General features: G+C 58.2%; 12 protein-coding genes. 8 read left to right on the top strand and 4 right to left on the bottom strand.

Features of this window, described 5'->3' with window-relative positions; all coding sequences use genetic code 11:
• Window positions 1-116: 116 nt before the first annotated feature.
• Window positions 117-791 (bottom strand): GntR family transcriptional regulator, encoded by a 675-nt coding sequence (locus SIAM614_RS26085; protein WP_006939190.1) that lies wholly within the window; start codon window positions 789-791, stop codon window positions 117-119.
• Window positions 784-1842: a Gfo/Idh/MocA family protein gene (locus SIAM614_RS26080; RefSeq protein ID WP_006939189.1), complete on the bottom strand. Its 1059-nt coding sequence runs from the start codon at window positions 1840-1842 to the stop codon at window positions 784-786. Before SIAM614_RS26080 ends, SIAM614_RS26085 begins: the two co-directional genes overlap by 8 nt.
• 191 nt (window positions 1843-2033) lie before the next feature.
• Here SIAM614_RS26080 and SIAM614_RS26075 point away from each other — a divergent pair, with 191 nt between their 5' ends.
• From SIAM614_RS26075 to SIAM614_RS26040, 8 genes are all read left to right on the top strand, one after another.
• On the top strand, window positions 2034-3047 hold the full coding sequence (locus tag SIAM614_RS26075; RefSeq protein WP_006939188.1) for a TRAP transporter substrate-binding protein: 1014 nt from the start codon (window positions 2034-2036) through the stop codon (window positions 3045-3047).
• Window positions 3048-3223: 176 nt separating this feature from the next.
• On the top strand, window positions 3224-3754 hold the full coding sequence (locus SIAM614_RS26070) for a TRAP transporter small permease (RefSeq protein ID WP_006939187.1): 531 nt from the start codon (window positions 3224-3226) through the stop codon (window positions 3752-3754).
• Window positions 3751-5034 (top strand): TRAP transporter large permease, encoded by a 1284-nt coding sequence (locus tag SIAM614_RS26065; protein ID WP_006939186.1) that lies wholly within the window; start codon window positions 3751-3753, stop codon window positions 5032-5034. The genes SIAM614_RS26070 and SIAM614_RS26065 overlap by 4 nt, the downstream gene beginning before the upstream one ends.
• Window positions 5035-5044: 10 nt before the next feature.
• Window positions 5045-5335 (top strand): putative quinol monooxygenase, encoded by a 291-nt coding sequence (locus tag SIAM614_RS26060; RefSeq protein WP_006939185.1) that lies wholly within the window; start codon window positions 5045-5047, stop codon window positions 5333-5335.
• Window positions 5332-6129, top strand: coding sequence for an N-acyl homoserine lactonase family protein (locus tag SIAM614_RS26055; protein WP_006939184.1), 798 nt, complete (start codon window positions 5332-5334; stop codon window positions 6127-6129). The genes SIAM614_RS26060 and SIAM614_RS26055 overlap by 4 nt, the downstream gene beginning before the upstream one ends.
• Window positions 6126-7358 carry a 3-oxo-tetronate kinase gene (otnK, locus tag SIAM614_RS26050; protein ID WP_006939183.1) on the top strand — a complete coding sequence of 411 codons (1233 nt, stop codon included), beginning with the start codon at window positions 6126-6128 and terminating at the stop codon, window positions 7356-7358. Before SIAM614_RS26055 ends, otnK begins: the two co-directional genes overlap by 4 nt.
• Window positions 7355-8002: a 3-oxo-tetronate 4-phosphate decarboxylase gene (gene otnC, locus SIAM614_RS26045; RefSeq protein WP_006939182.1), complete on the top strand. Its 648-nt coding sequence runs from the start codon at window positions 7355-7357 to the stop codon at window positions 8000-8002. Before otnK ends, otnC begins: the two co-directional genes overlap by 4 nt.
• An 11-nt stretch (window positions 8003-8013) precedes the next feature.
• Complete coding sequence (locus SIAM614_RS26040; RefSeq protein ID WP_006939181.1) at window positions 8014-9123, top strand: isocitrate/isopropylmalate dehydrogenase family protein; 1110 nt, start codon at window positions 8014-8016, stop codon at window positions 9121-9123.
• A 249-nt stretch (window positions 9124-9372) separates the two neighbouring features.
• Here SIAM614_RS26040 and SIAM614_RS26035 read toward each other — a convergent pair whose 3' ends face one another.
• Together SIAM614_RS26035 and SIAM614_RS26030 are read right to left on the bottom strand one after the other, a co-directional pair.
• Window positions 9373-10074 carry an IS6 family transposase gene (locus tag SIAM614_RS26035; protein ID WP_006939180.1) on the bottom strand — a complete coding sequence of 234 codons (702 nt, stop codon included), beginning with the start codon at window positions 10072-10074 and terminating at the stop codon, window positions 9373-9375.
• 80 nt (window positions 10075-10154) lie between these two features.
• Entirely contained in the window at window positions 10155-12002 is a 1848-nt protein-coding gene (locus tag SIAM614_RS26030) for an amidohydrolase (protein ID WP_006939179.1), read from the bottom strand.
• Between the last annotated feature and the right edge of the window lie 154 nt (window positions 12003-12156).

The following is a 12156-nucleotide window of genomic DNA, read 5'->3' as shown; positions in this document are numbered from 1 at the left end:
GAGCGCGAAGCTCAAGAAGCTCCTGGCAGAGGCAGTGCTCGACAACGCCATGCTGAAGAACAGCGCTTCAAAAAATTTGCGACAACACCTCCTGCCCTCAGTGCTCCGCTAGGTTTTTATATTTGCAAAAGCCTGTGCCTCTTCAAGAGTTCGATCAGCACTTCGCGAGCGTGCTGCCGGTGGATATGGTGGCGCTCTCGAGCTGCCGCTGGGTCGCCTTTTCGGATTGCGTCGAAGACGGCGCGGTGGTCCTCGTTGGATTTGACCGGCAGCGGGCGAAAATAGAGTGTCATGGCGCGGGCCCGACGAACCTGGTTGGACATCATCGAAACGATGGACTGTATCCGTGAATTGCCGCCAAGGCGGACAAGCTCGGCGTGGAAGTCGTCGTCGGCGATGGCCCAGGCGTCCCGGTCTTCACGCTTCAACGCTTCTTCCATCGATTCGATCGACTGTTTGAGCGCGACCAGATCCTTTTCCGAATAGCCTTTTTCAGCGGCTTCTTCGGCAGCAAGGCTCTCCAGTTCGGTCAGGATCGCGTAGATTTCCTCCATGTCCTTTAACGACAAGGTGGCGATGCGAACACCCTTGCGAGGCCGTACCTCCAGAAGGCCTTGCTGGGCAAGCATCAATGTCGCCTCACGCACCGGTGTGCGGGACATGCCAAGCCGGTCGGCAAGTTCGCTTTCGAGATGATCGGAGCCTGCCGCCAGTTCACCGTCGAAAATGAGCTGGCGGATCTGTTCCATGGCCTGGGTGGTGATGGTCTTTTGTTTCGGAGCCTCAAGCACAGTCAAACTCCCGGATTTTCTGCCCCTTGCGATCCGACTCATAGATGGCCTGTTCGATTGTAATCACCTTCAGGTAGCTCCGCGCCTCGTTTTCCAGCGGCTTTCCATCCAGGAGACCGTCTACAACATGGCTTATCAGATTCTTGACGCAATCGCCGCCAAAGCCAGGCCAATCCTGTGCCGCCAGCAGAAGAGTTTCATCCTTGTCGCCGAAATGACGCAAGCGCACCGAGCCGTCGCCTTTCAATGTCAGCGTTCCCCGAGTGCCCTCCAACAAAGCTTCACCAAGTGTGGTTCTGCAATTTTCGGCTGCGTGGTCCAGAAGCCTGTTGCCGTCGAAGAGCGCTCTCACCCCGTTTGAATAGTCGAAAATGAAGTAACCGGCATCCTCACCCTTGATGGCCGGGTTGAGCCTGCGAAGATCCGCATAGACCGCCTCGGGCTCGCCAATGAGGTAGCGAAATGTGTCGATCCAGTGAACACCGGTTTCATGGATCAGCAATCTGGGCATTTCCTGAAAATACGGTTGCCGGTCCAGGTAGGCATTCGGCCCCTGCCCGTCCCCTGTGCGCAGCCGGAAAGTTACCTGAAGCAAATCGCCAAGCAGCTGCCGTTCCAGAGCCTGTCGGATTGTCCGGTACCAGGGCTGGAAGCGGAAGTTTTCATGGATGACGATGGTCACGCCGGCTCCTTCTGCCAGCTTCGTTGCCTTCCGGGCTTCCTCGAGCGAGGTACAGAACGGTTTCTGACAGATGATCGTCTTCACCCCCTTCCTGATGGCAAGCTCGATGGCTCTGAAATGCGTTGGCGGCGGCGTGATGATGTCCAGCAGGTCTGGCTTCGCCATCTTCAGCATGCACTCCAGATCACTGAAGGCAGTCAGTCCAGTAGCCTTGGCTTTCGCGGGATCCTGATCACAGGAACCGACCAGCCGAACCCGTTCGACCCTGCGCCAGGCATCATAGTGAAACTGGGCAAAGTAGCCCGCTCCAAGACAGGCAACGCGTAACGTGTCCGAGACGCCCAAGTCTTTTGCAGAGTCTTCGTTCATCTTTTTTCGTCCTCCCGCACACTCCTGAAATCGGCAGAAGACCCGAGGGCTTTCCCTGTTTCGAAGCGGCAATTCCATCATTGGAATTTTGATAGTCGACATTAGCGCCGTTGACAAGGGATTGAGTAGCGTATACGCAGTTGAATGTGTAAATTGATACGGCCTTGGAGCGGCCGTGGGAGGAGATTGAAATGCTTAACAAGAAATCCTTGAGCCGCCTGCTGATGAGCGCGGCAATTCTCACTATGGCCATGAGCGGCGCACAAGCTGTCGAAACATTACGATTCAGCCATACAGACAACCCCGGCGGATCCCGTCAGCAGGCTGCCGAACTGTTTGCGGAGAAGGTCGCGGAATATACGGACGGCCGTTACGAAGTGCAGATCTTTCCGTCCGGATCGCTCGCAAACGATCCGAAAGCCATTGAACTGCTGCAGCTTGGCGGCATCGACTTCACGGTTTCGGCCACGGGCAGCTACGCCACGCACATGCCGACGCTGAACCTCACGGCCATGCCGTTCCTGGTTGACACCTACGAGCAGGGTTGGGAGCTCTATGACAATTCCGAATGGCTGCAGGGAGAATTCGCCAAGCTGCCGGAAAAGGGTTTCCGGGTACTGTCGACATGGGAAGCCGGCTTCCGCAGCTTCACCACCAACGAACCACTGAATTCGCCAGAAGACGCCAAGTCCATGAAAATGCGCGTCTTCCCGAACGACATGATCCGCTGGTCGATGGAAGCCATCGGCTTCCAGACGGTCGTCATGCCGATCACCGACGTCTACATTTCCATTCAGCAGGGCATCGTCAACGGCCAGGAGAACCCGGTCGACACCATCAAGTCACTGCGGTTCTATGAAGTTGCGCCCTACATAACGCTGACACGCCACGTCTACAGCCCTCTGCCCCTGACGGTGGCCGAAAAGACCTGGCAGTCCTTTTCCGACGAAGACAAGGAAGCCGTGATGAAAGCTGCAGCCGATTCCGCAGCCTTCAGCCGAAACCTCGTCAAGAGTTCGGTTGAAAGCCAACTCACGGAAATGCAGGAATCCGGCGCCACGGTCAGCGTTCCCGATATCGCGCCGTTCCGCGAGGCGGTGCAGTCGGTCTACGCAAAGGCCAAGGATGTCTACGGCGAGGAAGCCGTCGACCAGATCCTGTCCGATGCGGCAGCGATCCGCGAAAAACTCCCGGCCGAGAACTGATCAGGCAACGAGATCAACGCACGGGTGATCGAGCCGGTTGCCCGTTGAACAGTTGATCGTTTCTTGTGGGTCGGAGCGCCAAACGGCGTTCGAAAGAACGCAGGGTGCTCCGGGGCTCAACTGTCGGAACCGCACGTCACGCGGCGGTTCTGGCACTTTTCAAAAAGAGACGACCCTTGGATTACCGAGATCACTATCCGGCTGCGCTTCGCTGGCTCAGCCACCTGGTCGATATATGCCTGGCGCTCGGCGGCTTTTCGATCGTCACCCTGGTGTTCTGCAACGCCTGGCTTCGCGGCTTCGCCGGCTTCGACCTTGCTTGGTCGCTGGAAGTGACCAGCTTCCTGCTGCTCTGGAGCACCTTTATCGGCTGTGCAGCAGCGGTTGCCCGAGGCGCGCACATGCGCGTTACCGAAGTTGTCGAGAAACTGGTGCCGCTGACGGGTCAACGTGTCTTGTCGATCGCAATCGACGTGATCATCGTCGTCCTGCTGCTCAGCCTGATCTACACCGGTATCAATATCTCGGTCCACACCTGGGCACAGAAGACAACCGTTCTCTACTGGCCTGTCGGTCTGCTTTATGCGTCCATGCCAGCCGGCATGACACTGACCCTGATCTTCCATCTCTTCAACATGGTCTACGACCTCAAAAATCCTGTCGTTCCTCATGCAGCGCACTCAGATGGCGGCGAGGCCCTCTCATGATCCTGATCTTCGTTGTTGCGGTCTTCCTGACCTCCGTTTTCATCGGCATTCCGCTGGTCTGGGCAATTCTGATCACCGCTGTCTTGCCGATCATCGTCTTTGACCTCGGCTACCCCTTGCAGGCGCTGTTCCTGAATTTTATCGGCGGGGTGGAGCCGAACCACTTCCTTGCGATCCCGCTCTTCATCGTCGCCGGGGAAATGATGAGCCGCGGGGGTGTCGGCCTGCGCATCATCGGCTTTGCAAGGGCTGCCTTCGGCTTCATGGCAGGCGGGCTCGGCATGGTCGTCGTCGGCGCATCCATGATTTTCGGTGGCATTTCGGGTTCGGCCATTGCCGACAGTGCAGCCATCGGTTCGGTCATGATCAAGAACATGTCCCGCGAGGGCTACAACACCGCCTTCGCTGCCGGTCTGGTGGCTGCAGCCGGGACGATCGGCATCATCATCCCACCATCCATTCCGATGCTGATCTACGGCTTTGTCGGCAACGTTTCGGTTGCCGATCTCTTCCTCGGTGGCATGGTTCCCGGCATTCTGTTCGGCGCCTTGTTCATGGCTGTTTGCTACTATGTCGGCAAGACCACCAAGTGCGACCCCGGTGGGCGCACAACGACCTTCAAGGAATTGACCAGTTCCTTCATCGGTACCGCCCCTGCCCTGTTCATGCCGATCGTGATCCTCGGCGGCATTTTCACCGGCTGGGTGACACCGACGGAAGCCGCGGCCCTTGCCGTCGTCTACGGTCTGATCGTCACAACGGTTGTCTACCGGGACTTCAAACTCCGCGATCTGCCGCGTCTTCTGATCGACAGCTTTGTCACCAGCGCGGTGGTGATGGTCGTGATCGGCGCAACGACAGTCCTTGGCTGGCTGATCACGCTTGAACAGATGCCCCAGATCCTGGTCGGTTTCGTGCAGGAATTTTCAACCGGACCCTGGATGTTCCTGCTCTTGGTCAACATCGTTCTGCTGGTACTAGGCCTAGTGCTTGATCCGGTCCCGGCAATCCTGCTGACGGCGCCGCTGTTTCTGCCGACCGCACAGGCCTTCGGTGTCGATCCGGTCCACCTCGGCGTGATCATGACGTGCAACGTTGCCGTCGGCCTATTCACACCGCCCGTAGGCGCAACACTTTATGTTGCCTCGCGGATCTCCGGTGTCGGCGTACTGTCGATTGCTCGGAATATGGCACCGCTCTACATCGCCGCCATCGCCGCGCTGCTGGCTGTCACATACATACCCTTCCTTTCGATGGGTATGGTGAACCTGTTCCGCTGAGGAGAAGAGCATGTATGCCGTAACGGTGGTGTTCCAGATCAAGGTCGAGGCGGTGGAGGATTTTCTGCCGCTCATGATCGCAAACGCCGAAGCGTCCCTGAAGGACGAACCCGGATGCAGGCAATTCGACGTCTGCACCGACCCCGATCGCCCCGGCGATGTGTTTCTCTATGAACTTTATGACGATGCCGCCGCCTTTCAGGCGCATCTGCAAACCCCCCACTTCAAGTTGTTCGATGCAAAGGTTGCCGGGATGATCGCGCAGAAAACGGTCCGAACCTACGCGAAGGTGGCCTCATGAGCCCCTGGCAGGTTTTCGCGGTCAAATATGCCGACAGGAATGCGCGCACGCGCAAGGACAGTTTCCTGTTCGACGACAACCACGACCAGCCACACGAGATGGATTACTTCATCTGGGTGCTGCGGCGGCAGGACGAGATCATTCTGGTCGACACAGGTTACGACGGCGAGGAAGGTGCGCGGCGCGGCCGTCCTGTCCGGCTCAATCCGGTAGAGGCCTTGGCCCCTCTCGGCATTGAACCTGAGGCCGTGACGACCATCATCGTCACCCATCTGCATTATGACCACGCGGGCGGCTTGAAGCATTTTCCCAATGCCACCATCCATCTGCAGGCAGCGGAAATGGCTTTCGCCACAGGTCCCTGCATGTGCCAGGGCGCGATGAAGGCTCCCTACACCGCGGACCATGTCTGTGAAGCTGTGCAAAGGCTCTACTCCGGGCGGGTAATCTTTCATGAAGGAGATGGCGAAGTCCGGGAAGGACTTACAGTTCATCGCATTGGCGGGCACAGCAAGGGATTGCAGGCGGTTCGTGTACTGACAGAAGCCGGCTGGATGTGCCTGGCTTCCGACGCAGCGCATTACTACGAGAATTTCCTGGACGCCAAACCGTTCCCGATCGTGGTCGACATGCAGGACATGCTGGACGGTTTTGGCACCATTCAACGTCTCGCCAGCTCGGTAAACCTTGTTGTACCGGGACATGATCCGCTGGTGCGCACGCTCTTTCCGCAACACGGCCCGGACCACATCTTCCGTCTCGACCGCGGCCCGCTCATGGGGATTCGCTCATGAAGCTGGGCGTGATCGCGGATGATTTTACCGGAGCCTCTGACATCGCATTGATGTTGTCGGAAGGCGGCATGACGGCGGCTCAATATGTCGGTGTCCCCGATGTTCCGGCACTTGCGTCGGTGGACGCCGGCATCATCAGTTTGAAGTCCCGAACGATCCCAGCTGCAGAGGCAGTTGCCCAGTCTCTGCGAGCCTGCGACTGGCTGACCGATCAGGGATGCAAGCAGATTGTCTTCAAGATCTGTTCGACGTTCGATTCGACTGACGAAGGCAATATCGGCCCGGTGGCGGAAGCCCTTGCCGACAGGCTTGGCGAGACGTGTGTGATCGTCTGCCCGGCCTTTCCGGAAAACGGACGAACCGTCTACCAGGGACATCTCTTCGTCGCAGACAGGCTTTTGAGCGAAAGCGGCATGCGACACCATCCGTTGACGCCAATGGGCGACCCGGACATCCGGCGCGTGCTGGCTCGTCAGACGTCTTGGGCAGTCGGTCATGTCTCCCTCGATCACGTGGCAGATGGTCCGGCGGCAATCAACCTCGCCTGCCCTGCCGACTGCAAGTCGATGGTGATTGTGGATGCAGTCCGCAACGATGATCTTGCGACCATTGGGCGGGCAATCGCGGCGCGAAAGCTTCTTGTCGGGGGCTCGGGCATAGCCCTCGGCTTGCCCAAGAACTTTGGCCACGCGCCTGCGGGAAGCAGTTGGACCGGACATTCGGGCAAAGCCGTGGTTCTGTCCGGTTCATGTTCAATGGCAACTCGCGCTCAGGTCACGCGCTACAAGGCCATTGCCCCCTCGCGTGAATTGAACGTCGATGACATCATGGCGAAGACACTGTCGGTGCAGGAAATCGCCGGTTGGGTGCTTCGCCAGGAAGCATCGCCCCTGCTTTATTCCTCCGCCGACCCTGAGGTGGTGCGAGCAGCCCAACAAAAATACGGCAGGGTAAAAAGCGCGGCGGCGATTGAGGAGCTTTTTTCCGATCTGGCGGCGTCACTGTTCAGCGCCGGCGTCAGCCGAATGGTGGTCGCTGGCGGCGAAACGTCAGGGGCCGTTGTTTCCGGTCTCGGAGCAAACACGCTGGATATAGGTCCTAAGATTGCGCCGGGTGTTCCCGCGCTCAAGGTGAGCGGTCAGCCGCTGGCGCTGGCGCTGAAATCAGGCAACTTCGGTGGGCCGGACTTCTTCTCCGAGGCGCTAAGCGTTCTGGAGACAAGCCAATGAGCGAAAGCGCAACCACCCGCGAACAGATTTGCCTGATGGCAAAATCGATGTTCGACCGTGGTTTGACACATGGATCGACCGGCAACCTTTCCGTTCGTCTGTCGGATGGCACATTGCTCGTTACCCCGACCGGCTCCTCCATGGGGTTTCTGGACCCGGCCCGGATCAGCCATCTTTCTGTCCAAGGCGAACTGCTTTCGGGTGACAAGCCGACGAAGGAAATCCCGCTTCACACGGCTTTTTACGAGACCCGCCATTCGGCAGGTGCGGTCGTGCATCTGCATTCGTGCCACTCGGTCGCGCTTTCCCTGTTGCCGGAGATCGATCCGGACAACGTTCTGCCACCCCTGACGGCCTACGGGATCATGCAGCTTGGCAAGGTGAAACTTCTGCCGTTTTTCGTGCCGGGAGATCCGGCAATGGGAGACGCGGTCCGCGGACTTGCGGGCCGTCGCTCTGCCGTACTGCTGGCCAACCACGGGCCCGTTGTTGCCGGCCGGGATCTGGCCGCCGCCGTCCATGCCATGGAAGAGCTGGAAGCAACAGCCAGGCTTGCCCTTCTGCTACGCGGCACCGCCGCATCGGCGCTCAATCCGGACCAGATCGGCCGGATCGTCGAGCGCTACGACGTTGATTGGATTTGAGGAACAGTCCCATGAAAATTGCCCTGATAAAAGGTGACGGTATTGGCGTCGATGTCGCGGAAGCAGCCATTGCCGTGCTGGAAACAGCCTTGAAGCACACAGGAGAACCCGCGCCCCGCTATGACGAGATCCAGGCAGGGGCGGGTTACTTCAAGGAGACTGGCCTCGACATCGAAGACGGCGGAGAGGAACGCGCGGGGCTTGCCGATGCAATTTTCCTTGGGGCCATCGGCCTTCCCTCGATCCGGCATGCAAACGGCACGGAGATCTCGCCGCATTTGCGCCTGCGCGATCGCTTTGGGCTTTATGCGGGTGTTCGTCCGGTCAAAGCCTATCCCAACGCACCGCAAAGGCTCGCCGATCCGCGCGCTGCCGGTATCGATCTCGTTATCCTGCGAGAATCTACCGAAGGGCTGTTCTACTCTGCAGCGGCACACAAGCGCAGCCTCGTAGTCAATGATGACGAAGTGCAGGACGTTTTGCGCATCACGCGCAAAACCACCACCAAACTGCATCGCTTTGCATTCAACCTTGCCCGCAAACGGCGCGAGCGCGGCCATCCGGGCAGGCTCACCTGTGTCGACAAGGCGAATGTGTTCACCTCTCTGGCCTTCTTCCGCCAGATCTTCGACGAAGTGAAATCGGAATTTGCCGACGTGCCTGTCGGTTACAATTACGTCGACGCTCAAGCACTCGACCTAGTGCGCAAGCCCTGGGAGTTCGACGTTTTGGTGATGGAAAACATGTTCGGCGACATTCTTTCGGACCTTGCCGGTGGCCTGGTGGGTGGCATGGGCATGGCCGCCTGTGGGGAGATCGGCGACACCACCGGTTTGTTTCAGCCTGCCCACGGCAGCGCCCCCGACATCATGGGAGAAGACAAGGCCAACCCGCTGGCCGCGATCTTGAGTGCTGCGCTGATGCTGGACTATCTCGCCGAGAAGTTGGACAAGCCCTCCCTTGCCGATGCCGCAGAGTTGATTGATTCGGCAGTGGAAACCGGCTTTTGGCACAATGCGTTGCGGCCGATTGAATTCGGCGGCGACATGGGGACAAGAGCGGTGACGAAAGAGTTGCTTGGTCGGGTTGCTCAAACGGGCATAGGCCGCAAGAACCGCTGATCCGTCGAGTTTCTTCGTGTCCTGGTCAGCCCCGTTGAGCCAATCCCCGACTTTCTGCTTGAACCTGCGAATGCGTCTGGGGACGATATTGCTTTGACTCATCGGTACCACTTCTGAAATTGAATTGCTCGGTTGGCATTGCCAATTTGTTGATCTGGTTTCAGTTTGGTAGATCGCTGTTATGTTTCCAAGTTCAGGGCTTGTCACGGCAACTTCTCGAAAGCGTAGCAAGAGCATGGATGCCGGGTTTCAGTTGGCCTTGGTCACGACGTACCATTCCGCCATCGTCAGCAGGCGGTGATTGCGAATGTGTTGAGCCCAACGATGTGAACGGGGTGGAACGAAATGATTGCGGAGAGCGGAGAAGATCGAGACGAAGCGTTGCAGACCTCCAGGCGACCGAAAACCCTGCATCGTTCTTTCCCGTTTTCGCAAAGGCACATGGGAACCCTCGGCCCGATTATTCAATCCTTTATATGAGCGATGGTCGATGGTCGGCATGACAAGGCGTTTGGCCGCACCATAGGAACGCAGCTTGTCGGTGATCATGCGCTTGGGTGCGATACCCTGTTTCTTCAGAAGCCGGGTCAGCAACCGCCTGGCTGCCTTGGTGTTGCGACGGGTCTGCACGATTTCGTCGAGCACATATCCGTCCTGATCGACGGCGCGCCAGAGCCAGTGCTTCTTGCCAGTAATGACGATGCGCATTTCATCAAGAAACCAGACATCACTGCGGGATGGCTGCTTGCGGCGCAAACGGCGTGCATAGACGGGACCGAACTTTCTGCCCCAGCGTCGGATCGTTTCGTAGGAGACCGTGATACCGCGCTCCAGCAGCATTTCTTCGACCATGCGGAGGCTGAGCGGAAACCGATAATAAAGCCACACAGCGTGCGCAATGATCTGAGGCGGAAAGCGATGGCGTTTGTAGCTGACAGATACGGTCTTCATATCAGTGGGTCTAACCCGTAAGCGCCTGCCCCATCGTTAACGTGATAACCCCCGAAACGGAAGTTAATCGACGGCGTTGCTTAGGCTTTGTAAACTTGACGCCCGTCCATCCAAGTTTGGACCACCTTGATATCCTTAAGGCTGTCCGGGTCGACAACACGCGGATCCTGCTCGAGGATCACCAAATCGGCAAACTTGCCAGGCTCCAGACTTCCGATCTCATGGTCGGAGAACAATTGCCACGCGGCCTCAGACGTGACCGCCCGAATGGCCGATTCCACAGAGATGCGTTCCTGCGGGGCCAGAACGTAATCCGGCTCCTTCCATGTTTTTCGCGTGACCGCCATCTCGATCATGTGCAGTGGCACGGGGTCGGTCACCATGAAGTCCGAATGCAACGTAAAGCCGACACCGGCGTCTTCGACACTCTTGCAACGGTCGAGCAATTGCGCCTTTTCCTCGCCAAAGACCTCGTCGCGCATCGCAACGCCCCAGTAATGGACATGGCCGATCAGGAAACTCGCCGAAACGCTGAGGTCCTTCATGCGTTCGATCTGTTCATCGTGCAGAATCGAGCAATGCTCAATCCGTGCTCGGACGCGTGACATGTCAACACCCGCGTCGCGTACCACCTCACAGGCATCGAGAACGTTGTCGATCGCAGCGTCACCGTTGCCGTGAATCGCCAGATGCCAGCCCTTCGTAGCTCTATCCACCGCAAGTGCGACCAATTCCTCACGGGGCGTGTAGGCCAGTCCGTAATTATCAGAATTCAGGTAGGGCTCTCGCTGCAAACCGGTGAATCCCTGGTTCGAGCCATCAGCGACCAGCTTGTAGCCAGCGATGCGCCCGATGGCGTTTCCCGTGCCGGGGCGGACACCTGCCTCGTCCCATGCCTCGGCGCCGATGGTATAGAAGGGATACGCCCGTATGCGCGCCGGCAGGCGCCCTGAGGCGGCGGCTTCGAGCAGCACCTGTGTGTCCACGGGTGACTGCGAGAGGCCGCCAAGGCTCAGTTCACTAACGGTCGTCAGACCATGTTGACCCCATTTCGACAACAGACCGACAACGGCGTCGACCGGGTCTGTTGTGGCCAGCGCAGGGTAAGCCCCGAGAACTTGCAGGAAGGCCACGTTGTTCTTCATGACACCGGTCAGGTTACCATCCTTGTCGCGGACGAATTCCGCACCTGGTGGGTTCTCAACATCGGTGGGAACTCCGGCGACTTGGAAGGCCGTCGAGTTGGCATAGGCCAGATGCCCGGACGCGTTGAAGACGAAAATCGGATGATCCGTAGAGATTGCGTCGAGATCCGCGAACGTCAGTTCATCCAGACCTTCCTGCACAGCGGGGTCGAAATTTCGAAAAACGAGCCATTCCGCGGCAGGGGTTTCGGCGGCGCGCCGCGCGATATGATCTAACACTTCGGCGACTGTAGAATACGTCGCCATCCCTACGTATTCCATCACCGCATCGACGACCGACCCGGCGATGACATGGGTATGCGGATCGATGAAACCCGGCAAGACGGTTTTGCCGTCTAGATCAACGACAAGCGCGTCGGTACCAGCGACAGCGCGGACCTCACCATCGGTTCCCACCGATAGAATACGGTTTCCTTGGATTGCGATCGCTTCCGCCTCGGAAAAGCGATCATCCACGGTCAAGACGGTGCCACCAGTGAAGACGATCGTTGTGTTGGACCGTGCCCCCACCTGCGTCGGCAACATGGCCGCGAGAGTTGCCGCTGCCGCACCGCCTTTCAGGAAATCACGCCGTCCGAGATTGCCCAGGTCAAAGCCCCAATTACAGGACCAGCCATCGACAGTTGCCGCTTTTTCTTTAAGCTCGCTGACGGCATCATTCGAGCAAAACAGCTTTCCGAAATCCGCGCTGCAACAGGCGCATCCGTAGACAAGCTTGGTCATTTAACTCGCTCTCAGAAGTTGGTCGATCTAACGTGGGGCCTGAGCATCTCAGCGTTGAGGCTACCGCAGACTGCATACAGTTAGCTCACATTATACTGAAGTTGCGTTGGTAAAGTCATGGGCCGGTTTATCCGAATTGCCGGCATCTGGCGGT

Source organism: Roseibium aggregatum IAM 12614, from assembly GCF_000168975.1.
Classification (GTDB): Bacteria; Pseudomonadota; Alphaproteobacteria; order Rhizobiales; family Stappiaceae; genus Roseibium; species Roseibium aggregatum.
Note: the sequence above shows the minus strand (reverse complement) of the source record. Positions and strands in the feature narration are given on the sequence as shown.